The organism is Streptomyces lunaelactis (genome assembly GCF_003054555.1).
Taxonomy (GTDB): Bacteria; Actinomycetota; Actinomycetes; order Streptomycetales; family Streptomycetaceae; genus Streptomyces; species Streptomyces lunaelactis.
The window spans coordinates 4197923-4219263 of record NZ_CP026304.1 but is presented as its reverse complement, the minus strand read 5'-3'; the positions used below and the strand labels follow the sequence as shown (position 1 = coordinate 4219263).

Annotated in this window: 20 protein-coding genes, 1 tRNA gene and 1 pseudogene; 11 read left to right on the top strand and 11 right to left on the bottom strand. The window is 70.7% G+C overall.

Annotated features, from left to right (window positions below; genetic code table 11):
- Positions 1–191 precede the first annotated feature (191 nt).
- The 3 genes from SLUN_RS19280 to SLUN_RS19270 form a co-directional block, all read right to left on the bottom strand.
- Positions 192–1388, bottom strand: coding sequence for an NAD(P)/FAD-dependent oxidoreductase (locus SLUN_RS19280; RefSeq protein ID WP_108150020.1), 1197 nt, complete (start codon positions 1386–1388; stop codon positions 192–194).
- Between the two features lie 93 nt (positions 1389–1481).
- Entirely contained in the window at positions 1482–2426 is a 945-nt protein-coding gene (locus tag SLUN_RS19275; RefSeq protein ID WP_108150018.1) for an RNA polymerase sigma-70 factor, read from the bottom strand.
- Positions 2427–2672: 246 nt separating this feature from the next.
- A complete protein-coding gene (locus SLUN_RS19270) occupies positions 2673–3290 on the bottom strand; it encodes a MerR family transcriptional regulator (RefSeq protein WP_108150016.1) in 618 nt (205 codons plus the stop codon).
- Between the two features lie 96 nt (positions 3291–3386).
- On the opposite strand from SLUN_RS19270, the gene SLUN_RS19265 reads away from it, so the two are divergent.
- The 10 genes from SLUN_RS19265 to SLUN_RS19220 all read left to right on the top strand — a co-directional run bounded on the left by SLUN_RS19265 (position 3387) and on the right by SLUN_RS19220 (position 14428).
- Positions 3387–3791: a DUF3291 domain-containing protein gene (locus SLUN_RS19265; protein WP_108150014.1), complete on the top strand. Its 405-nt coding sequence runs from the start codon at positions 3387–3389 to the stop codon at positions 3789–3791.
- A gap of 25 nt (positions 3792–3816) precedes the next feature.
- Positions 3817–4710, top strand: coding sequence for an arginase family protein (locus tag SLUN_RS19260; protein ID WP_108150012.1), 894 nt, complete (start codon positions 3817–3819; stop codon positions 4708–4710).
- Positions 4711–4828: 118 nt separating this feature from the next.
- Positions 4829–5707 carry a DUF2797 domain-containing protein gene (locus tag SLUN_RS19255; RefSeq protein ID WP_108150010.1) on the top strand — a complete coding sequence of 293 codons (879 nt, stop codon included), beginning with the start codon at positions 4829–4831 and terminating at the stop codon, positions 5705–5707.
- Positions 5708–5794: 87 nt separating this feature from the next.
- Positions 5795–6130 carry an antibiotic biosynthesis monooxygenase family protein gene (locus tag SLUN_RS19250; protein ID WP_108154835.1) on the top strand — a complete coding sequence of 112 codons (336 nt, stop codon included), beginning with the start codon at positions 5795–5797 and terminating at the stop codon, positions 6128–6130.
- Entirely contained in the window at positions 6087–7028 is a 942-nt protein-coding gene (locus SLUN_RS19245; protein ID WP_108150008.1) for an amidohydrolase family protein, read from the top strand. The genes SLUN_RS19250 and SLUN_RS19245 overlap by 44 nt, the downstream gene beginning before the upstream one ends.
- 227 nt (positions 7029–7255) lie before the next feature.
- Positions 7256–7993, top strand: a complete 738-nt coding sequence (locus SLUN_RS19240; protein ID WP_108150006.1) for a response regulator transcription factor — start codon at positions 7256–7258, stop codon at positions 7991–7993.
- 4 nt (positions 7994–7997) lie between these two features.
- Positions 7998–9596, top strand: coding sequence for a sensor histidine kinase (locus tag SLUN_RS19235; protein ID WP_218929500.1), 1599 nt, complete (start codon positions 7998–8000; stop codon positions 9594–9596).
- A gap of 25 nt (positions 9597–9621) precedes the next feature.
- Entirely contained in the window at positions 9622–11046 is a 1425-nt protein-coding gene (locus SLUN_RS19230) for a bifunctional glycosyltransferase family 2/GtrA family protein (protein ID WP_108150002.1), read from the top strand.
- Entirely contained in the window at positions 11043–13280 is a 2238-nt protein-coding gene (locus SLUN_RS19225) for an ArnT family glycosyltransferase (protein ID WP_108150000.1), read from the top strand. The genes SLUN_RS19230 and SLUN_RS19225 overlap by 4 nt, the downstream gene beginning before the upstream one ends.
- Before the next feature lie 380 nt (positions 13281–13660).
- Positions 13661–14428 (top strand): TetR/AcrR family transcriptional regulator, encoded by a 768-nt coding sequence (locus SLUN_RS19220; protein WP_108154834.1) that lies wholly within the window; start codon positions 13661–13663, stop codon positions 14426–14428.
- A gap of 502 nt (positions 14429–14930) precedes the next feature.
- Here the strand turns inward: SLUN_RS19220 and SLUN_RS19215 are convergent.
- Together SLUN_RS19215 and SLUN_RS19210 are read right to left on the bottom strand one after the other, a co-directional pair.
- Positions 14931–16499 (bottom strand): annotated as a pseudogene (locus tag SLUN_RS19215) (MDR family MFS transporter); the annotation flags it as partial.
- Positions 16500–16592: 93 nt separating this feature from the next.
- The gene (locus SLUN_RS19210) at positions 16593–17051 is read right to left on the bottom strand and encodes a MarR family winged helix-turn-helix transcriptional regulator (RefSeq protein ID WP_108149998.1); all 459 of its coding nucleotides are present in this window, start codon (positions 17049–17051) and stop codon (positions 16593–16595) included.
- A gap of 198 nt (positions 17052–17249) precedes the next feature.
- Between SLUN_RS19210 and SLUN_RS19205 the strand changes: the two genes are divergently transcribed.
- Positions 17250–17468: a hypothetical protein gene (locus tag SLUN_RS19205; protein WP_108149996.1), complete on the top strand. Its 219-nt coding sequence runs from the start codon at positions 17250–17252 to the stop codon at positions 17466–17468.
- Positions 17469–17529: 61 nt separating this feature from the next.
- Here the strand turns inward: SLUN_RS19205 and SLUN_RS19200 are convergent, their stop codons facing one another.
- From SLUN_RS19200 to SLUN_RS19180, 6 genes are all read right to left on the bottom strand, one after another.
- The gene (locus tag SLUN_RS19200; RefSeq protein ID WP_108149994.1) at positions 17530–18291 is read right to left on the bottom strand and encodes a hypothetical protein; all 762 of its coding nucleotides are present in this window, start codon (positions 18289–18291) and stop codon (positions 17530–17532) included.
- A 50-nt stretch (positions 18292–18341) separates the two neighbouring features.
- A complete protein-coding gene (locus tag SLUN_RS19195) occupies positions 18342–19196 on the bottom strand; it encodes an RNA polymerase sigma factor SigF (protein ID WP_108149992.1) in 855 nt (284 codons plus the stop codon).
- A 233-nt stretch (positions 19197–19429) separates the two neighbouring features.
- Positions 19430–20272, bottom strand: coding sequence for an RNA polymerase sigma factor SigF (locus SLUN_RS19190; protein WP_108154833.1), 843 nt, complete (start codon positions 20270–20272; stop codon positions 19430–19432).
- A 256-nt stretch (positions 20273–20528) separates the two neighbouring features.
- Positions 20529–20822, bottom strand: a complete 294-nt coding sequence (locus SLUN_RS19185; RefSeq protein WP_108149990.1) for a Dabb family protein — start codon at positions 20820–20822, stop codon at positions 20529–20531.
- Positions 20823–20831: 9 nt separating this feature from the next.
- On the bottom strand, positions 20832–20996 hold the full coding sequence (locus SLUN_RS40020; RefSeq protein WP_170146589.1) for a hypothetical protein: 165 nt from the start codon (positions 20994–20996) through the stop codon (positions 20832–20834).
- Positions 20997–21238: 242 nt separating this feature from the next.
- A tRNA-Ser gene (locus SLUN_RS19180) sits at positions 21239–21323 on the bottom strand.
- Positions 21324–21341 lie beyond the last annotated feature (18 nt).

The window sequence follows — 21341 nt, the reverse complement described above, 5'->3', positions numbered from 1 at the left end:
GGCAGTGTTTGACGGGCCGTGGAGCAAAAGTGAGTTGAGGCCAGGCGGCCAGGCCGAGCGCCCAGTTCGACTTGGCGAGCCGGAATCCGCCGTGACCCTCGCGAGTGCCTGAGGCCCTGTGGTCGGGGCGGCCGCCACATGTTCGGGCCCGGCCCGAGTTGTCGTCCACGGCACGCAGAAGCCCGGCCGGGTCAGGCCGACGCCTCGACGGCCGAGCCCGCCCGGGCCCGCTCCTGCACGACGCGGCGGCGCCGGGTCGGCATCCCGAGCGTCGGGTTGGCGACGCCCCAGGCCGCGCCTTTGCAGACCAGCTCCTTGTAGACGGCGGCGAGCCGTCCTGTCAGGGCAGCCCGGACGGCGCGGTCGTCGGCGGTGACGTACTGGATCACGCCTTCCTTGCGGCCCAGTGAGATGCACTGGTTGAAGTAGCGGAGCGGCGCGTTCGGGAGCTTCCCGCCGGTCAGGCGCGCCGCGATGGCGTCGGCGGCCTGCCACGCGGTGGGGGTGCCCGAGGCGCACGACATCCGCAGCGGCTTGTCGCCGGGGCCCATCACCATGGCCGCGTCGCCGATGGCGTACACGTCCGGGTGCGAGACCGAGCGCATGGTCCCGTCGACCACGATCTGGCCTGTGCCGGTGACCTCCAGAGCGGTGGCTTTCGCGATCGGGTGGACCGCGAAGCCGGTGGTCCACACGGTGACCGCGGCCGGGACGGACTTGCCGTCGGCGGTGGCGACGCGGTCGGCCTCCACGCCGGTGACGGCGGTGTGCTCGTGCACGGTGATGCCGAGCTTGTCGAAGACCTTCCGCAGGTGCCGGCGGCCTTTGGGCGAGAGCCAGTCTCCGAGCCCGCCGCGGGCGGCGAGGGTGACGTCCAGGTCCGGGCGGGCCTCGACGATCTCGGTCGCGGCCTCCAGGCCGGTGAGGCCGCCGCCGACGACGACCACGGGCTGTCCGGCGCCCAGGCCGGCCAGGCGCTCGCGCAGCCGGAGCGCTCCGGGGCGGCCGGTGATCTCGTGGGCGTGCTCGGCGGTGCCGGGGACGCCTTGGGTGTTCCAGCCGCTGCCGAGGGCGTACACGAGGCTGTCGTACTCCAGCTCCTCGGCGCCGTTCGCGTCGATGACGGCGACGGTCTTGCGGCCGACGTCGACACTGGTGACCTTCGCGAGCTTCAGTTCGACGCCGGTGCCTGCGAACATCTCGCTGAAGGGCCGGGGCCTGAGGTCATGGCCGACCGCCAACTGGTGCATCCGGACGCGCTCGACGAAGTCGGGCTCGGCGTTGACGAGGGTGATGGCGACGTCCTCGCGGCGCAGCCGCTTGGCGAGGCGACCGGCGGCGATGGCTCCGGTGTATCCGGCTCCGAGGACGATGATGCGGTGCTGCATTTCCCTGCTCCTGTCTCGCGCGGGTTCGCCACCTGAACAGGGCAGCCCGCCGTTTCCTGACAGGAACGCGATGTGAAGCACCTCACATCGAGGTCAGAATGCGTTGAGCAGGGGTTCCCCGTGGTCGGCGGCCGCCCACCGCTGGGTCGCGCGTTCGAGCTTGTCGGGGTTGACCTGGTTGCGGATCGCGGCGATGCCCTCGGCGGTGATCTCCAGGCACATGACGCCGATGACCCGGCCGTCGACGACCGCCACGAGGGCGGGGGCGCCGTTGGCGGTCGTTGCGTAGATCTCGGGGGAGCCGCCGGCGATGGCGCGCTTGGCCTTGCTGGGTTTGAACAGGCCCCGCATGAACTTCGCGACCGCGAGGGCGCCTTCGAACGCCTTGGCGCGGGCCGGGACCTTCCCGCCGCCGTCGCCGATCGAGATGGCGTCTTCGGTGAGCAGCCGCACGAGCGGCTCGGTCTGGCCGCTGGTGGCGGCCGCGAGGAACTCCTCGACGATCCGCCGGGTGGCGGCCTCGTCGATCTCGGTGCGGGCCTTGCCGTCCGCGACGTGCTTCTTGGCGCGGTGGAAGACCTGCTGGCTGGCGGCCTCGGTGATGTCGAGGATCTCCGCGATCTTCCGGTGCGGGTAGTCGAAGGCCTCCCGCAGCACGTACACCACCCGCTCGTTGGGGGAGAGGCGCTCCATGAGGGTGAGGACCGCGTACGAGACCGATTCGCGCTGCTCGGCGGTGTCGGCAGGGCCGAGCATCGGGTCCCCGGCGAGCAGCGGCTCGGGCAGCCATTGGCCCACATAGGTCTCGCGCCGGGCGCGGGCCGAGGTGAGCTGGTTGAGGCACAGGTTGGTGAGGACCTTCGTCAGCCAGGCCTCGGGGACCTCGATGCGGTCGATGTCGGCGGCCTGCCAGCGCAGGAACGTGTCCTGCACGGCGTCCTCGGCATCGCTCGCGGAGCCGAGGAGGCGGTAGGCGATGGCCTCCAGGCGGGGCATGGAGGCCTCGAACCGGTCCATGTCGTTCATGGTCAGGGCCATGGCCCGGATCCTAAGCGGTGTCGGGGAAGTCCGGGTGGGTGAAGGTGGGGGCACCCCCGTGCCCGCAGGGCTACGGGGGAGGGTTGAGGGCCGAGTCTGGCAAGGCGGAGGAAGGAGTCCACGCGGAGCGTCGGCGACTGACGACAACGCAGCCAGGCGACGGCCATCGGCCCGCGACGCCGCCCGGACTTCCCCGGGGCCGCTTAGCTCTCGCGTTGCCTGGGGCGGCCGTGAGCGGCAACCGCGTCAGCCGCCGTACCGTTTGGCCGACTCGTCTTCCTGTGCGAGACGTCGCAGCGCCAGCAGTGCAGGCTCCAGCAAGACGGTCAGCAGCACCGCCCGTTCGGCCCGTTCGAGGGGGTCGGTGGCGTCGGCCAGTTGGTCGAGGTCGAGGGTGGCGGTGTGCTTGGCGAGGGTGGCGTACGGGACGAGGGAGCGCCAGTCGTAGTCCACGCCGAGCGATCGCAGGGTCTCCAGGGTCTCGGTGATGACGGCCTTGGCCGGCGCGTGGTCCGAGACCTCCCAGCCCATCTCCGCCAGCAGTGCGTCCGCTTCGGCGTCCCGCGGCCCCTCCTCGTCCGCCGTCCCGGTGACCGGTCTGACGCCGAGGGCGAGGCCGAGGATCTGGTGGGTGTCGGACTCGTGCTCGGACACCGCGCCGAGCAGTTCCCTGGTCGTGTTCACCGACAGTCCGCGTACTGCGATGAGGGCGCGGATCAGCCGGAGGCGGCGTACGTGCGAGTCGTCGTACTCGGCCTGGGTTGCGGCCGTCGCCCGGCCGGGGGGCAGCAGCCCCTCGCGGAGGTAGTGCTTGATGGTCGTGATCGGCACCCCGCTGCGGCGGCTCAGATCGGAAATGCGCACCCGGTTCCACTCTCGTCCGACTCTCGTCCTGGCTATTGGAGAGTGTCACTCTCTAGTATGGATAGTGTCACTACCCATCCATGAAGGAGAGACGCGATGCCGACGCTCCCCTGGGTCACCCCGAACCCCACGCCGCCACACGGTCAGGCTTTCGTCATGGCCTCCCGCTTCGAGGTGCGGACTCTGAAGGACGTGCCCCGCTTCTTCCTGAAGTCGCTCGCCGCGTGGAAGCAGGTGCGGTCGGCGCCGGGAGCGTTCGGGGCCTCCCTCATCGCCCAGCCGGCGAAGCGCGTCTTCTTCACGCTGTCCGCGTGGGAGAGTCGCGACGCGCTCTACGCCTACGCGAGGACCGAGCCGCATCGCGGGATCATGACCGGGCTGCGCGCGACCATGCGCACCGCGACCCTCACGTTCTGGGAAGTCCCGGTCGAGGGGCTGCCGATCAGCTGGGACGAGGCCAAGCGGCGTATCGCGGAAGAGGCGCGGAAAGACCAGAGCTGACGAGGACCGGACGAAGAGGTGCCGAGTGCGTGAGTTGGCGATCATCGAGGCGCCGTCCGTGCTCGGGCTGCGGCCGTCCGGGGTCGAGGAGCTGCCCGGGGCGCTGCTCGGTGCGGGACTGCTGGGTCGACTCGGGGCCGTGGCCGCCGGCCGGGTCGAAGCGCCCGCGTACGACCCGGTGCGGGACGCCGGCACCGGGATCCTCAACCCGGGCGGCATCGCGGAGTACTCCGTCCGGCTGGCGGACGCTGTCGGCGGTGTTCTCGACCGCGGGCTCTTCCCCGTCGTCCTCGGCGGGGACTGCAGCATCCTGCTCGGCAATCTCCTCGCACTCGCACGACGCGGGCGGCACGGACTGCTGTTCCTCGACGGGCACACCGACTTCTACCAGCCGTCCGCCGAGCCGACCGGCGAGGCCGCCTCGATGGAACTCGCCCTGGCGACCGGCCGCGGACCCCGGGTGCTCAGCGACCTCGAAGGACGCGGGCCCCTCGTGCGCGACGAGGACGTCGTCGCCTTCGGCTTCCGGGACTCCGCCGAGTCCGCGGAGGAGGGGATGCAGCCGCTGCCGGAGCGGCTGCACACGATCGGCCTCGACGGGGTGCGCGCCGTGGGGGCCGCCGCGGCGGCGCGGCAGGCGCTGGAGCGGCTCGGCTCCGGCGGGAGCGCCGGGTACTGGGTTCACCTCGATGCCGACGTCCTGGACGACGCGGTCATGCCCGCCGTCGACTACCGCCTCCCCGGCGGGCTGACCTGGCCGGAGCTGGAGAGCGTGCTGCGGACCGCGCTGGCCGACGAGCGAGCCGTCGGCTTCGATGTCACGATCTTCAACCCCCGTCTCGACCCCGACGGGACCATCGCCGCTCGCCTCGTCGAGTGCCTGGGCCGGGGGCTGTCGGCGCGTTCCGGCCACAACTGAATGCGTGTTCAGCCCAGTTGTGCGTGCGGGCCCGCTTGACCACGACCGGTGTCAGTGCGCTCGGGTAGCGTCCCCGTATTCGCCACACGTGTGGCCGGAGGCGTGTCCGGAGGTGTCCATGGCGTGGCGGTGTGCGGGGCTCGGCTGGCCGCGTGGGACGCGGATGGCCGTGCTCGAGTGGGAGGGCGGGCGGATCAGTCCGCTGACCGCCGGCAAGGAGCTGGGGTTCCGGGCCGAGGGGGAGCGGCGGTGCGTCGGGGCGCGGGGGAACGCCTGTCCGCTGCGGGCCGTCGTGAGCGGGCGCGCCACCCAGGCGCGGTGTGCGGAGTGTGCGCGGCTGGACCGGGCGCACTCGGTGGCCGCCGACACGATCGCCGACGACCCCCGGACGTACCGCGTGTATCTCGCCTGGTTCGGTCCCGGGATGGTCAAGGTCGGGATCACCCGCGAGGAGCGCGCGGCGGCTCGGTTGCTGGAGCAGGGGGCCGTGGTCTTCAGCTGGCTGGGGCGCGGGCCTTTGATGGCGGCGCGGCGGACCGAGGAGCTGCTGCGTACCGCGCTGGGGGTGCCGGACCGGATTCGTTACGCGGACAAGCGGGCGGTACGAGCCGCGCTGCCTGGGGCTGCCGAGCGGTTCGCGGAGATCGAGGAGCTGCACCGGCGCGCGGTCGGTCTCGACGGGTGGGCCGAGTCGCTGGAGCGGCTGGACTTCGAAGCGGTCGATCATGGCGAGGTGTTCGGGCTCGACGGGCTGCCGGCCGCGACCGGGGTGGTGCGCGAGCTGGTGGACGACGGGGTCGTCGCCGGCCGGCTGGTCTCGGCCGCCGGGCCCGATCTGCATCTGCGGACCGGGGACGGCGGGCTGGTCGTGGTCGATACGCGGCTGATGACCGGGTGGGCACTGGTCGGGGCCGACTGCGACGCGGGGGTGACGGTCCCCCTCGTCGGGACGGGGGACAGCGGTGCCCCCGGAGCCGTACAGGACGGGCTCTTCTGACCGGAAGGTCAAATGTTGGATCCCCTGAGGATCCCGTACGGCAATGAGGGTGGACACCTCCCTGACCAGGGACGGAAGGTGGGTGTCATGAGCATCAAACCTGTGGCGGGGCATGAACCGCCTTATTACGCAGTGGTCTTCACCTCTGTCCCGACCGGGCGGCCCGAGGGGTACGGCGAGACCGCCGAGCGCATGAAGGAACTGGTGGCGGAGGTCCCCGGCTTCCTCGGATACGAGTCGGCGCGGACGCCCGGCGGGCTCGGGATCACCGTCGGGTACTTCAGGGACGAGGAATCCATCGCCACCTGGCAGCGGAATCTGGAGCACCAGGCCGCGCAGAAGCGCGGGCGGGCCGAGTGGTACGAGAGCTACAGCGTCCATGTCGCCAAGGTCGAGCGGAGCTACGACTTTGAGCGGGAGTGAGAGCGGGGCCGAGAGCGGGCGAGAAGCCGCGGATGTACGGGAGTTCTGGCAGCGGCTCGGGCTGCCCGGACTCGTCGACGTGCACACCCACTTCATGCCGGAGCAGGTCCTCAAGAAGGTCTGGGCCTACTTCGACGCCGTCGGCCCGCTCACGGGGATGCGGTGGCCGATCACCTATCGGCACGAGGAAGAACAACGGGTCGCGCTGCTGCGGCAGTTCGGGGTCCTCTCCTTCACCTCGATGCTCTATCCGCACAAGGCCGGGATGGCCGCCTGGCTCAACGGCTGGGCGGCGGACTTCGCGGCGCGCACGCCCGACTGCGTGCACACCGCGACCCTCTTCCCCGAGGCGGGCGTCGAGCGCTATGTACGAGAGGCGGTCGAGAGCGGGGCGCGGATCTTCAAATCGCACCTCCAGGTCGGCTCGTACGACCCCAATGACGCGCTGCTCGATCCCGTCTGGGGGCTGCTCGCCGAGGCCGGGGTCCCGGTCGTGATGCACTGCGGGTCCGGGCCCGCGCCCGGCAAGCACACCGGGCCCGAACCGGTGGGCCGGCTGCTCGCGCGGCATCCGCGGCTGCGGCTGGTGGTCGCGCACATGGGGATGCCCGAGTACACCGACTTCCTGGATCTCGCGCAGCGGTACGCCGGGGTGATGCTCGACACGACCATGGCGTTCACGGACTTCAGCGAGCGTTTCGCACCCTTCCCGGAGCGGGAGAGGGGGCGGCTCGCGGATCTCGGGGACCGGATCGTGCTGGGCACGGACTTCCCCAACATCCCCTATCCGTACGTCCAACAGCTTCAGGCCCTCGAGCGGCTGGGGCTCGGGGACGACTGGCTGCGCGCGGTGTGCCACGACAACGGTGCCCGGCTCTTTGGGCCCCGGCATTCCTAAGCGGCCCCGGGGAAGTCCGGGCGGCGTCGCGGGCCGATGGCTGTCGCCTGGCTGCGTTGTCGTCAGTCGCCGACGCTCCGCGTGGACTCCTTCCTCCGCCTTGCCAGACTCGGCCCTCGACCCGCTCCTCCACCCACCCGGACTTCCCCGACACCGCTTAGCCCTTTCTCAGGGAATTCACAGGAAGGAGCAAGGGCGCTCTCAGGGCGGGGTCGCAAGGTACGAGTATGACCACGACCTCGCCCCACGGGCGTACCGAAATGCTCAGGCCGGACGGCAGTCCCGTCCGCGTACTCGTCGTGGACGACGAGGCCGCGCTGAGCGAGCTGCTGTCGATGGCCCTGCGCTACGAGGGGTGGGAGGTGCGCAGCGCCGGCGACGGCGCGGGCGCCGTGCGTACGGCGCGCGACTTCCGGCCCGACGCGGTGGTGCTGGATGTGATGCTGCCCGACATGGACGGCCTGGCCGTCCTGGGGCGGCTGCGGCGCGACCTGCCCGAGGTGCCGGTGCTCTTCCTGACCGCCAGGGACGCGGTCGAGGACCGGATCGCGGGGCTGACGGCGGGCGGCGACGACTACGTCACCAAGCCGTTCTCGCTGGAGGAGGTCGTGGCCAGGCTGCGCGGGCTGATCCGGCGGTCCGGGACGGCGACCGAACGGAGCGAGTCGATGCTGGCGGTCGGCGACCTGACCCTCGACGAGGACAGTCATGAGGTCAGCCGCGGCGGGGACTTCATTCATCTGACGGCGACCGAGTTCGAGCTGTTGCGCTTTCTCATGCGCAATCCGCGGCGGGTGCTGAGCAAGGCGCAGATCCTCGACCGGGTGTGGTCGTACGACTTCGGCGGGCAGGCCAATGTCGTCGAGCTGTATGTCTCGTATCTGCGGAAGAAGATCGACGCGGGGCGGTCGCCGATGATTCACACCCGGCGCGGGGCCGGGTATCTGATCAAGCCCGGTGAGTAGTTCGGTGAGTAGCCTGAGGGGCCGCCGGTGGTCGTTGCGGACCCGTCTCGTGGTCTCCGCGGTGGCACTGATCGCGGTGGTGGCGGCGGTGATCGGCACGGTCACGACGATCGCCTACCGCACTTATCTGTACGGGCAGTTGGACACCCAACTGGCCACGGTCGGCATGCGTGCCTCCGGCCCACCGGGCCCGGTCGAGGAGCGGCCGCTCGGCATGCCCTCCGACAGGGGGCCGCTCGACTTCGTCATCGGCGGGGGTACGCCGGTGGGTACCGTGGGTGCCCAGCTCGCCAAGGACGGCACGGTCTCCGAGGCCGTGGCCAGCGTCGAACGGAAGACTGACGCGCTGGAGCCGCTTGCGAGCCCGCTCACCGAGACACAGTCCAAGGCTCTCGCCCAGGTCGCGCGAGATGGCCGTCCGCACACCCTGGAGCTGCCGGGCCGTGGCGACTACCGGGTCGAGTACGTCACGGGGGTTCGCGGCTCCTACCTCGTCGGGGTTCCGCTGAGCGACGTACAGGACGCGCTGACCACGCTGGTCCTGGTCGAGGTCTCCGTCACCGGTGCCGGGCTGATCGCCGCCGGAATCGCGGGTACTGCCCTGGTCGGCTTTGCGCTGCGGCCACTGCGGCGGGTCGCCGCGACCGCGACCCGCGTCTCCGAAATGCCGCTGCACAGCGGCGAGGTGGCCCTGCACGAGCGGGTGCCGGACGCCGAGGCCGATCCGCGGACCGAGGTCGGACAGGTCGGAGCGGCGCTCAACCGGATGCTGGGGCACGTCGGTTCAGCACTGGTGGTGCGGCAGGAGAGCGAGACGCGAGTGCGGCAGTTCGTCGCGGACGCCAGCCATGAGCTGCGTACGCCGCTGGCGTCGATCCGCGGATACGCCGAGCTCACCCGGCGCGGCCGGGAGGAGGTCGGCGCCGACACCCGGCATGCGCTGGGGCGGATCGAGGCCGAGGCGACCCGGATGACGGGCCTGGTCGAGGATCTGCTGCTGCTCGCGCGGCTCGACGCCGGACGCCCGCTCTCCTGCGAGAGCACTGATCTCTCGCCGCTGGTCGTGGACGCGGTCGGCGATGCGCGGGCGGCGGGCCAGGACCACAAGTGGCGGCTGGAGCTGCCGGTGGAGCCCGCGAACGTACAGGGTGACGGCGCCCGCCTCCATCAGGTGCTGGTCAATCTGCTGGCGAACGCCCGTACCCACACGCCACCCGGGACGACCGTCACCGCGCGGGTCCGGGTCGGCGGACCGACGGTCGTGCTGGAGGTCGAGGACGACGGGCCGGGCATTCCGCCCGCGCTGCTGCCGCACATCTTCGAACGGTTCGCGCGCGGCGACGCGTCCAGGTCCCGGCACGCCGGATCCACCGGTCTCGGGCTCGCGATCGTGCAGGCGGTCGTCGCCGTGCACGGCGGCCGGGTCGGTGTGCGGAGCGAGCCGGGGCACACGGTCTTCGCCGTGGAACTGCCGGCAGGGGCGGCAGGGGCGGCAGGGACTTCTGGGGCGGGTTGGACGGCAGGGGCCGGCTGGGCTCCCGGGGCCGGTCGGGCTCCCGCGTACGACTCACAGACGGGGCACAGGCGCATCACACAGCTGTGACAGCGCCCGGGCCGAGTGTCGTTCCATGCGAACCGACACCCCAATGGGGACTCTGCCGGCCCGGGAGCATCTGCTCGCCGACGCGGCCGACCTGCCCGTACTCGATGTGGTGATCCCGGTCTACAACGAGGAGGACGACCTCGAACGGTGCGTCCTGCGGCTGTACGACCACCTCGCGCGGACCTTCCCGTACGGCTTCCGGATCACCATCGCCGACAACGCGAGCACCGACCGCACCCCCGAGGTGGCGGCCCGGCTCGACGGCACGATCGCCGAAGTGCGGGCGTACCGGCTGGAGGAGAAGGGGCGGGGGCGCGCACTGCGCACCGTGTGGTCGCACTCCGACGCGCCCGTCCTCGCCTACATGGACGTGGATCTGTCGACGGACCTCAACGCGCTGCTGCCGCTGGTCGCGCCGCTGATCTCCGGGCACTCCGACCTCGCGATCGGATCGCGTCTGGCGCGCTCGTCGCGGGTGGTGCGCGGCCCGAAGCGGGAGTTCATCTCGCGTGCCTACAACCTGATTCTGCGCGGGTCGCTCGCCGCACGTTTCTCCGACGCCCAGTGCGGATTCAAGGCGATACGGCGTGAGGTCGCCGAGCGTCTGCTGCCGATGGTCGAGGACACCGGGTGGTTCTTCGACACCGAGCTGCTGGTGCTTGCGGAGCGCGCCGGGCTGCGCATCCATGAGGTGCCGGTGGACTGGGTCGACGACCCCGACTCCACGGTGCACATCGTGAGCACGGCGACCGAGGACCTCAAGGGGGTATGGCGGGTGGGGCGGGCGCTCGCGGTCGGCGCGCTGCCGCTGGACCGTCTTGCGCGGCCCTTCGGGGACGACCCGCGGGACCGGCAGCTCAGCGGAGTGCCGGGTGGTCTCGCCCGCCAGCTGGTCGGTTTCTGTGTGGTCGGCGCGCTCTCCACGCTGCTCTATCTGCTGCTGTACTCGCTCTTCCGGGCGGGCGTCGGGCCTCAGGTCGCCAATGCGGGCGCGCTGCTGCTGTCCGCCGTCGCGAACACGGCCGCGAACCGCCGGCTCACCTTCGGGGTACGCGGCCGGGACCGCGCCGTACGGCATCAGGCCCAGGGCCTGGTCGTGTTCGGTATCGGCCTCGCCCTGACGAGCGGATCGCTGGCCGCCCTGGACGCGGCCGCCGGAAATCCCGGCCACAGCACCGAACTGGCGGTCCTGATCGCCGCGAACCTGGCGGCGACGGTGCTGCGGTTCCTGCTCTTCCGGGCATGGGTCTTTCCCGACCGGCGCGATGCGCCCGCGGCACGCGAATCCGCGACCGGCGAATCCGCGACGACCCCGCCCGTGGCCTACCGGTCGCAGCACCCGTACGACACAGCCGACTTCCGCGCCTGTGAAGCCGCGGACCGCACGTGGGACGTGACGACGCAGTTGCGCGTCGTCCCGCAGGACAACGACCAGAGGAACGCACGATGACCACGTCGCACGACAGCCACGCGTACCCGCCCCCGGGCAGCCCGCCGGGGCTCCTGCCGCAGACGGTGGATCTCGCTCCCGCCGACAGGCCCGCACCCGGCGCCGCCCCCCTCCCGCCCGGCGCCGCACAGCAGGGGCTCGGCGGGCACCGCCGGGCGCGCGGGCCCATGGCCCGGATCTGGCGCGGGCGGGAGGATGACGCCCGCTGGGTGCGGCCCGCCTTCCTCGCGCTTCTTCTCGCCACCGCCCTGCTCTACGTCTACAACCTGAAGTCTTCCGGCTACGCCAACTCCTTCTACTCCGCCGCCGCGCAGGCCGGCAGCGAGAGCTGGAAGGCCCTCTTCTTCGGCTCCTCCGACGCCGCGAACTCGATCACCGTCGACAAGCCCCCGGCCGCGCTCTGGCCGATGGCCCTGTCCGTACGGCTCTTCGGGCTCGGCTCCTGGCAGATCCTGCTGCCCGAGGTGCTGATGGGGGTCGCGACGGTCGCTGTGCTGTACGCCGCCGTGCGCCGCCGCTTCACCCCGGCCGCCGGGCTGATCGCGGGCGCGGTGCTGGCGCTGACGCCCGTCGCCGTGCTGATGTTCCGCTTCAACAACCCGGACGCACTGCTCGCGCTGCTGATGACGGTGACGGTGTACTGCGTGCTGCGCGCGCTGGAGGGCGCTCGGACGAAGTGGCTGGTCTGGGCGGGCGTCGCGGTCGGACTCGCGTTCCTGACGAAGACGCTGCAGGCGTTCCTGATCCTGCCGCCGCTGGCGCTGGTGTACGGGGTGTTCGCGCCGACGACTCTGCGGCGGCGGCTCGGCCAACTCGCCCTGTCCGGCCTGGCGATGATCGTCGCGGGCGGCTGGTGGGTGGCGATCGTCGAGCTCTGGCCGGCGGCCTCGCGTCCGTACATCGGCGGCTCGCAGAACAACAGCTTCCTTGAGCTGACCTTCGGCTACAACGGCCTCGGCCGGATCAACGGCAATGAGACCGGCAGCGTCGGCGGTGGCGGTGGCGGTGGCGGCGGCCGTGGCTGGGGCGAGACCGGCATCGGCCGGATGTTCAACGACACCATCGGCGGCCAGATCTCGTGGCTGCTGCCCGCCGCGCTGCTGCTGCTCGTCGCGGGACTTGTGGTCACCTGGCGCTCGAAGCGTACGGACACTGCCCGCGCCGCGTTCCTGGTCTGGGGCGGCTCCCTGCTGATCACCGTGGCGATCTTCAGCTTCATGGCCGGGATCTTCCACGAGTACTACACGGTGGCGCTGGCGCCGTACATCGCTGCGCTGGTCGGCATGGGCGCGACGGTGCTGTGGGAGGAGCGGCGCTCGTTCGCGGCGTCCGCGGCGCTGGCCGGGACGGTCGCGGTGACGGCGTACTGGTCGTACACGCTGCTGGGCCGGAGCACGGACTATCTGCCGTGGCTGCGGTGGGCGGTGCTGATCGGCGGTCTGGCGGGTGCGGCGGGGCTGCTGATCGCCGGCAGGCTCGGGCGCCCGGGGCGCCGACTGGCGCTCGGCGCGGCGGTGTTGGCGCTGGCCGCGTCGGTGGCCGGGCCGGTGGCGTACTCCCTCACCACGGTGAGCGAGGGGCACGCGGGCTCGATCGTGACGGCGGGACCGGCGGTGGCCGGTGGCCGAGGCGGTCCGGGCGGCGGCGGTGCGCGCGACGGCGGCATGCAGCCGCCGACCGGTCAGCAGGGACAGGGACAGGCTCAGGGCCAGGGCCAGGGCCAGGGCCAGGGCCAGGCTCGGGGTCAGGGTCAGCCGCCGAACGGCCAGGGCCAGGGGCAGCGTCAAGGCCAGGGACAAGCACAGGGACAAGCACAGGGCCAGATGCCCGGTGGCATGGGCGGCCGCGAGGGCGGCGGCGCCGGTGGCATGGGCGGCCTCCTCAACGGCGCGAACGTCAACTCCGCCGTCGAGGCGAAGCTGACGCAGAACGCCGGCGACTACACCTGGGCCGCCGCCGCCATCGGCTCCCAGAACGCCGCCAGCTACCAACTCGCCACCGGAAAGCCGGTCATGGCGATCGGCGGCTTCAACGGCAGCGACCCGTCCCCGACCCTCGCGCAGTTCCGGCAGTACGTGGCGGACGGCAAGGTCCACTACTTCATCGGGGGCGGCGGCAACGGCGGTGGCCCCGGCGGTGGCGGCAGTTCGGCGATCACCACCTGGGTCGAGGAGAACTTCACCGCGGTCACCGTGGGGGGTACGACGCTCTACGACCTGACCGCCGAGAAGTAGCCTTATACGGCGTACGAGAGATGCTTGTACGGTGTACGGGACCCACGACCCCGTACACCGCACAAGGAGCATGCGTGACGGCAACGGCCGCCGAGACCGACAAGGCCCGCACAAGCCACCCGCAGCGCTGGCTGATCCTCGGCGTCATCTGCCTCGCCCAGCTCACCGCCGCGCTCGCCGCCGCCCGCGACGAGGGCGAGCGGCAGCGGATCGCGGACGCGTTCGCCTCGGGCCTGGAGACGAGTCAGCTGGTCGGCGCGGTGGCGGTGCCGGCCGGGGGCTGCTGGCCGCGATGCCGCTGCGGCGGGCCGAGCGTGCAGACGCACCCAAGGTGGCGGCATAGCATCGGAAGCGGGGGCGAGAACGGAGGAGGGTGCGCGATGGTGAGTGCGGCCGACCGCGCGAAGGGTCCCGCGCGGACCAGTGTGTGGCTCGACGGCAAGACGACCCCCAAACGCAGGCCCGAGCAGCCCGCCGGCCTCGACCGCGACAAGATCACCGCGGCGACGGTACGGCTCCTTGACTCCGAGGGCCTCGCTAAGTTCTCGATGCGGCGGCTGGCCGCGGAGCTGAACGTCACCGCGATGTCGGTCTACTGGTACGTGGACACCAAGGACGACCTGCTGGAGCTGGCGCTCGACTCGGTGATGGGGGAGCTGCGGCTGCCGTCGCCGGACGAGGAGGGCGGGGACTGGCGCGACCAACTCCGCCAACTGGCCGTCGGATACCGGAGGTTGCTGGTCGCCCACCCGTGGGTGTCGCCGCTCATCGGTGAGTACCTCAACATCGGCCCGCGCTCGATGGAGTTCTCGACGACGGTCCAGCACGTGATCCGCAACGCCGGTCTCCCGCTGCACGGACGGACGGGCGCGCTCGCGGCGGTGTTCCAGTTCGTGTACGGCTTCGGCACGGTGGAGGGCCGTTTCGCTCAGCGGTGCGCGGCGGCGGGGATCGGCCAGGACGACTACTTCCGCCAGGTCATGGGGACGATCGGGCAGCAGCCGGAGCTGCGGGAGGCGTTCGAGGAGTCGGCGGAGCTGATGAAGGCGAGGGGCGGGGACACGGTGGAGGAGATGAGGGAGAGGGACTTCGAGTTCGCGCTGGACTTGCTGCTGGCGGGCATCGAAGCGATGGGGGCTCGCGCGTAGGGGTGGGGCGCGGGCTCTTGTGCCCCGGCACAGGGGGCTCTTGTGCCCCGGGCACAGGTCGCCTCCGGCGCGGTGCGGGGTCCTGCCCGGTGGGTTCGTGGTGCCCGCTCCTGCTCGGTGCGGGCTTGGGGTTTCCCTACCCCGCCCCTTCCCGAAACTGGGGGCGGCGCCCCCAGACCCCTGGGCGCCGGCTTCGCGGCGCCAGGAGTGGGGCGACCGGCCGGGTCCGGACCGGTCCGCACCGGACAAGAGCCCGCGCGCGCCGGGCCCGAGCCACGGGAGCCCGCACCCGCACCCGCACCCGTGCCTCGGCCGCAGGACCCCGCCGAACCGTCTGGATCACTCACATGAATCGGGGCCCGGGGCCCACTTCCACCGGCCGTAGGCTCGCCTCCGCCACGAGCGAGCACCCGGCCGCGGGCTCACCTACTCGCCCGGGTGGGCGAGTTCGATGTCATGGCCGTCGACCCCGCGACCGGCCACCGTCAGCGCGCCCGCCACCGGCGGGTACCGCTCCGGCCTGCGGCACCGCCTCCGCGACGATCTCGGCTGTCTCCGACGTCTCGGGCGCCGAGTGGCTCTTCAGCGCCACCTCCTTGATGAACAGCGTCACCAGGAAGGCCAGCAGGGCGAACGGCGCGGAGTACAGGAAGACATCGCCGACACCGTGCCCGTACGCGGTCTCCATCACCGTACGGATCGGGGCCGGCAGCGCGTCCAGGTCGGGGATGCCACCGCCGCCCGTGCCGCCGTGGCCCAGCGCCGTGCCCTGCGGGCCGAGTTCGGCGAGCCCGTCCTTGACGTAGTGCGTGACCCGGTTGCCCATCACCGCGCCCAGCGCCGAGACGCCGATCGCACCACCCAGGGACCGGAAGAAGGTGACGACCGAGCTGGCCGAGCCGAGGTCCTCGGGGGCCACCTGGTTCTGCGTGCACAGCACGAGGTTCTGCATCATCATGCCGAGGCCGAGACCCATGACGGCCATGAAGATCGCGATGTGCCAGTACTCGGTGTCGTACCGAATGGTGCCGAGAAGACCGAGGCCCGCCGTCACCAGCGCGCCGCCCGCCACGAGCCAGGCCTTCCAGCGGCCCGTCCTGGTGATGATCAGGCCCGAGACGGTCGACGAGATGAACAGGCCGCCGATCATCGGGATGGTCATGACGCCCGACATCGTCGGCGACTTGTCACGCGCCAGCTGGAAGTACTGGCTGAAGAAGACGGTGCCCGCGAACATCGCGACACCGACGAAGAGCGAGGCCAGCGAGGCCAGCGTGATGGTGCGGTTGCGGAACAGCCGCAGCGGGATGATCGGCTCGCTCGCCCTCGACTCCACCAGGAGGAAGAGCGCGCCGAGCACGATCGAGCCGCCGACCATCGCGTACGTCTGCCAGGAGATCCAGTCGTACTTGTCACCGGCGAAGGTCACCCAGACCAGCAGCAGCGAGACCGCCGCGCTGATGAAGAAGGCGCCCGGCCAGTCGACCTTGACCCGACGCTTCACGACCGGGAGCTTCAGGGTCTTCTGCAGGACGACCAGCGCGATGATCGCGAAGGGCACGCCGACGTAGAAGCACCAGCGCCAGCCGAGCCAGGCGGTGTCGGTGATGACGCCGCCGAGCAGCGGGCCGCCGACGGTGGCGACGGCGAAGGTCGCGCCGAGGTAGCCGCTGTAGCGGCCGCGCTCGCGCGGGGCGATCATCGCGGCCATCACGATCTGCGCGAGGGCGGCGAGACCGCCGACGCCGATGCCCTGGACGACTCGGCAGGCGATCAGCATGCCGACGCTCTGCGAGAGTCCGGCGACCACCGAACCCAGGACGTAGATGACCAGGGCTATCTGGACGAGCAGCTTCTTGGAGAAGAGGTCCGAGAGCTTGCCCCAGAGCGGGGTGGTTGCGGTCATCGCCAGCAGCGAGGCCGTCACCACCCAGGTGTAGGCACTCTGGCCGCCGTCGAGGTCGGTGATGATCTCCGGCAGGGCGTTGGTGACGATCGTGGACGACAGAATGGCGACGAACATGCCGAGCAGCAGCCCGGACAACGCCTCCATGATCTGCCGGTGTGTCATCGGCGCGCCGTCGGCGGAGGGTTGTCCTCCGTGCTTGGCGTGGCCGCCCCGCACACCGGTTGGTGTGGTTGTAGCCATCGAGTTCCTTACCTTCTACGCGGGTGTACGGGTGGGGTGGTGGGCCCGGCAGTCCCCGAAGCTGTCGCGGAGGCGGGCCAGCATCACGATCAGCTGTCCGACGTCTTCGTCGGACCAGTCCTTGAGGTTCTGGGCGAACATGTCGGTGGTTCGCCTGGCCAGGTCGTCGATCATGTCCAGGCCCGTGGGGGTCAGCCGCAGGATGCGGGAGCGCTTGTCCCCCGGGTCGGGGAGCCGTTCGATCCAGCCGCGCTCCGCAGCGTGGGCGACATGCCGGCTGGTCACCGACATGTCGACGGCGAGAAGCTCGGCGAGCCGGCTCATCCGCATCTCTCCGTGCCGGTCCAGCAGGGTCAGTACGGCGGCTGTACCGGACGGGCACTCGGCGGGCAGCATCCGCGCGAGGCCGCGTTTCACGGCCCCGATGGCGCTGAGCCGGCGGGCCAGCTCCGCGTACTGGCTCTGTGCGGCCATGGCAGCCGACCCCTCTCATATCTTGTTGCTTAGGGCAACCATAGAAGCTGTTGGTTGCTGCAGGCAAATGAAAACGGGCTTGCAGCAGTAAAGGAACCCCAAAGGCTTCGCATGTGCGCGGTCATGACAGAGGACAGGGGCAATCTGCTGCCCGCCCGGGGTTGGGCGCGGCAGGCGGGTTCGCTAGGGTCCTGCCCCATGGCACACAACCCCCATGCACCCCAAGGTCAGGGCCCCGAGGGCAACTACGACCCCGCGGGCAGCACGCAGATGTTCCGCGCCTTCGTCGACGAGGGCGCGCCGCAGGGCCGTCAGGCCGCGCCCGCCGCGCAGTCCGGCTCCAAGACCGGGCTGATCGTCGGCATCATCGCGGCCGTCGTGATCCTCGGCGCCGTCGCCTACCTCGCCCTCGCGTAGGGCGTGTCTTTCGGATCTTGCCGGGGTCGGCTCACGTCGGGCCGGCTCGCCTCGGGCCGGCTCACTTCCACACAGCGGTGACGTCCTGGGTCTCGATATGCATGCCCAGGGGAACCCGCCAAGCGTCCACGCACACGGTGTACGGCTGTTTCCGTACCGCTCCCGCGGCGATCGGCGCGGGCAGCGGCTGCGTCGACTCGATGGTCGCCCAGTCGATCCCGAGCGCGCCGATGATGTGCGTTGCGAAGGTGACGGTGCCGGAGGCCACCGCTGAGCCGCCGGTGTTGCGGAACTCCACGGTGACCTGCTCGCACCAGCGCTTGTCCAGCGCCGCGCGCAGTGGTTCGCCGAGCCGCAGAACGGCGGGTCCCGCGGGAGTGGGTGTCGGCCGCGGCTTCGGTGGCGTGGTGCCGGGCGCCGGGGTGGCGCCCCCGCCACCGCTCGTACCCCCACCGCTCGTACCGCCGGAACTTCCCGTACCGCCTGTGCTCGTGTCGCCGCCCGTACCGGCACCGCCCGGCACGGCAGGCAGCTCCTGCCCTCCCGGCGTGGTCGCGGACCCGCCCGGCGCCCCCGGCGCCCCCGGCGTCCCCGGTGGCAACTCCTCCGAGCCGGACGCGGAATCGCCGCCGGCCGGCGGGTCCAGTGGCACCAGCTCGACCTTGCCCGTGGGCGGTACGGCCGCCGTGGGCGCCTCCTCGGGCCCCGATCCGGCGGCGCCGACCGCCGCATAGCCGTCGCCGTCACCGCTCCCGCACGCGGTCAGCGCCCCGCCGAGGCAGAGCGCGACCGCCGTGAGAACCGCTCCATGACGTCGTCGCATCGCGTCAGTGTGTCTGACGGACCGTCAATGAGGAACCCCGTGGCCCGGGTTCAGTCGGCGATCAGACCCTCTCGCAGTTGCGCGAGCGTACGGGTCAGCAGCCGCGAGACATGCATCTGCGAGATGCCGACCTCCTCGCCGATCTGCGACTGCGTCATGTTCGCGAAGAAGCGGAGCATGATGATCTGGCGCTCGCGGGGCGGGAGTTTGGCCAGCAGGGGCTTGAGCGACTCGCGGTACTCCACGCCCTCCAGGGCTGTGTCCTCGTACCCCAGGCGATCGGCGAGCGAGCCCTCGCCGCCGTCGTCCTCGGGCGAGGGCGAGTCCAGCGAGGAGGCGGTGTATGCATTGCCGACGGCGAGGCCGTCGACCACGTCCTCCTCCGACACCCCCAGCACCACGGCGAGTTCGGGCACGGTCGGGGAGCGGTCCAGCTTCTGCGCCAGCTCGTCGCTGGCCTTGGTGAGCGCGAGCCGCAGCTCCTGGAGCCGGCGCGGCACCCGCACCGACCACGAGGTGTCGCGGAAGAAGCGCTTGATCTCGCCGACGACCGTCGGCATCGCGAACGTCGGGAATTCCACGCCCCGTTCGCAGTCGAACCGGTCGATCGCCTTGATCAGGCCGATCGTGCCGACCTGGACGATGTCCTCCATCGGTTCGTTGCGGGAGCGGAACCGGGCCGCGGCGTACCGCACCAGGGGGAGATTGAGCTCGATGAGAGTGTCGCGCACATAAGTGCGCTCCGGGGTGTCGCCCGTACCCCCGTCGTCCAGCGCGCGGAGCCGCAGGAACAGGGAGCGGGACAGAGTGCGCGTGTCGATGGCTTCCGAGCTGTCAGGCACGACGGATGCGGGTGCGCTCTTCGTGAGCGTGAGCACCTTCGAGCTGCCCTGTTGTACGGACATGCCACCCCCTTGAGGTCGCTGACGATCGTGCGGCCACGACCATCGGAGGAACGCAGCCTCCACCTGAATACCGGAGGTGGGACTGCGGCAAACGCGGTTCCAGCAGAATGTCACATGTCGGCAACACGCTGTAGTGACATGTCGACAAGTATCCGGCAAATATGCGCAGGAAACAGGGGGTGTGCGGCTTTTATGCGACCCGTAACGGCCCTGAAACGGTCTACCCGTTCCAGCTACGCCTCGATCCTGTTTGCGGATCGCAGCCGGGCAAAGCTTCGGGCAAGCAGCCTTGACACATGCATCTGGGAGACGCCCAGTTCCTGGCTGATCTGTGACTGCGTCAGATTGTTGTAGTACCGGAGCATGAGGATCCGCTGTTCCCGCTCGGGCAGTTGTACGAGCAGATGGCGTACGAGGTCACGGTGTTCGACGCCGGCCAGTGCGGGGTCCTCGTAGCCGAGCCGGTCGAGGAGGCCCGGCAGCCCGTCGCCCTCCTGGGCCGCCTCCAGGGAGGTCGCGTGGTACGAGCGCCCGGCCTCGATGCAGGCCAGCACCTCGTCCTCGCCGATCTTCAGCCGCTCGGCGATCTCGGCGGTCGTCGGGGAGCGCCCATGAGCCGTCGTCAGATCCTCGGTGGCGCCATTGACCTGCACCCACAGCTCGTGCAGCCGCCGCGGCACATGCACGGTCCGTACGTTGTCGCGGAAGTACCGCTTGATCTCGCCGACCACCGTGGGCATCGCGAAGGTCGGGAACTGCACCCCGCGCTCCGGGTCGAAGCGGTCGATCGCGTTGATGAGCCCGATCGTGCCGACCTGGACGACGTCCTCCATCGGCTCGTTGCGGGAGCGGAAGCGGGCGGCGGCGTACCGCACGAGCGGCAGATTCGCCTCGATCAGCGCCCCGCGCACCCGGCAGTGCTCCGGGCTGCCCGGCTCCATGTCCTTGAGCTGGCCGAAGAGCACCTGGGTCAGGGCCCGGGTGTCCGCGCCCCGGTTCTGCGGTTTTCCGGCGGGCGGGGGGTCGTCCGGCCGCTCGTTCTGGGGTAGCACCTGAGGCGCAGTACTGGCCGGCACGGTCACGCCACCCCTTTGCGGTCAACTTCGATCAACTCATCCGTCAAAAGCGGTCATAGCATCACAAGACATGTCCACTGTGTGCAAGCACCCGATAACTCCGTGTTGAAGGCAAGTTGAGTCCTGCTGTGTTCTCCGGGGGGTGCGAGCCCTCCCGGCCCCATGCAAAATGCCCCCCGCCACAGAGGCGAGGGGCCGGTAAAGCAGGGGGTTCAGGCTGTGTTTCCCGAGGGACAGCCCCCGAAGCCCCGGCGGCTCAGAACTCGTAGTCGGCGATCACCCAGGTGGCGAACTCTCGCCACTGTCCGGCGGCTGCCTGATGGGCCGGATGCTCGATGTACCTCTTCAGGGCATCGAGGTCGGCCACCGCGGAGTTGATGGCGAAGTCATGGGCGATCGGCCGGTCGGTGATGTTCCAGGCGCACTCCCAGAACTCCAGCTCGGGGACGACGCCGTCCAGCTCCTGGAAGGCCTTCACGCCGGCGGCCACACGGGCCTCGTCGCGGTCGACGCCCTCGTTGAGCTTGAAGAGGACCAGATGGCGGATCAAGGGGCACTCCTAGTTGACGAGCTCGGTCATGAACTCTCCGACGCCTTGAGCGGCGCTCGAAATGCCCTCGAACCCTACCTGGACCATGTCGGCGGCCTTGGCCGGGGAAGTGATGATCGTGTACAGCACGAAGACGACGACGACGTAGAGAGCTATCTTCTTCGTCTGCACCATCAGCCCCTGCCTCCCCTGTGATGACTGTGGCCCCTGCGGTCCCTGCCATATCATCTGACCGCCGGGTCGCGTGAGTCTAACCGAGCCATTCGGGACCAAGGACCCGGCCATCAAGGCCCTTCGCCGACCGCTTCCGTGCCTTCCCCAAGGCCGGGGCTTCCTCGTCGGTGATGCCGAGTTCGTCGGTGCTGCCGAGCACGCGAAAGGGCCCGACGCGATGCGTCGGGCCCTTTCGAAGAGAGCGGTAGCGGAGGGATTTGAACCCTCGGTGAGTTTCCCCACACTCGCTTTCGAGGCGAGCTCCTTCGGCCGCTCGGACACGCTACCGGGAGAGAGCTTAGCCCA

What these genes read in the sequence shown, in the direction of transcription:
- SLUN_RS19280 (WP_108150020.1), bottom strand. Translation starts at nt 1,388, where the DNA reads ATGCAGCACCGCATCATCGTCCTCGGAGCCGGATACACCGGAGCCATC.
- SLUN_RS19195 (WP_108149992.1), bottom strand. Translation starts at nt 19,196, where the DNA reads ATGTCCGTACAACAGGGCAGCTCGAAGGTGCTCACGCTCACGAAGAGC.
- SLUN_RS19265 (WP_108150014.1), top strand. Translation starts at nt 3,387, where the DNA reads ATGCCGACGCTCCCCTGGGTCACCCCGAACCCCACGCCGCCACACGGT.
- SLUN_RS19210 (WP_108149998.1), bottom strand. Translation starts at nt 17,051, where the DNA reads ATGGCCGCACAGAGCCAGTACGCGGAGCTGGCCCGCCGGCTCAGCGCC.
- SLUN_RS19275 (WP_108150018.1), bottom strand. Translation starts at nt 2,426, where the DNA reads ATGGCCCTGACCATGAACGACATGGACCGGTTCGAGGCCTCCATGCCC.
- SLUN_RS19205 (WP_108149996.1), top strand. Translation starts at nt 17,250, where the DNA reads ATGGCACACAACCCCCATGCACCCCAAGGTCAGGGCCCCGAGGGCAAC.
- SLUN_RS19250 (WP_108154835.1), top strand. Translation starts at nt 5,795, where the DNA reads ATGAGCATCAAACCTGTGGCGGGGCATGAACCGCCTTATTACGCAGTG.
- SLUN_RS19200 (WP_108149994.1), bottom strand. Translation starts at nt 18,291, where the DNA reads ATGCGACGACGTCATGGAGCGGTTCTCACGGCGGTCGCGCTCTGCCTC.
- SLUN_RS19255 (WP_108150010.1), top strand. Translation starts at nt 4,829, where the DNA reads ATGGCGTGGCGGTGTGCGGGGCTCGGCTGGCCGCGTGGGACGCGGATG.
- SLUN_RS19240 (WP_108150006.1), top strand. Translation starts at nt 7,256, where the DNA reads ATGACCACGACCTCGCCCCACGGGCGTACCGAAATGCTCAGGCCGGAC.
- SLUN_RS19225 (WP_108150000.1), top strand. Translation starts at nt 11,043, where the DNA reads ATGACCACGTCGCACGACAGCCACGCGTACCCGCCCCCGGGCAGCCCG.
- SLUN_RS40020 (WP_170146589.1), bottom strand. Translation starts at nt 20,996, where the DNA reads ATGGTGCAGACGAAGAAGATAGCTCTCTACGTCGTCGTCGTCTTCGTG.
- SLUN_RS19220 (WP_108154834.1), top strand. Translation starts at nt 13,661, where the DNA reads ATGGTGAGTGCGGCCGACCGCGCGAAGGGTCCCGCGCGGACCAGTGTG.
- SLUN_RS19245 (WP_108150008.1), top strand. Translation starts at nt 6,087, where the DNA reads ATGTCGCCAAGGTCGAGCGGAGCTACGACTTTGAGCGGGAGTGAGAGC.
- SLUN_RS19230 (WP_108150002.1), top strand. Translation starts at nt 9,622, where the DNA reads ATGCGAACCGACACCCCAATGGGGACTCTGCCGGCCCGGGAGCATCTG.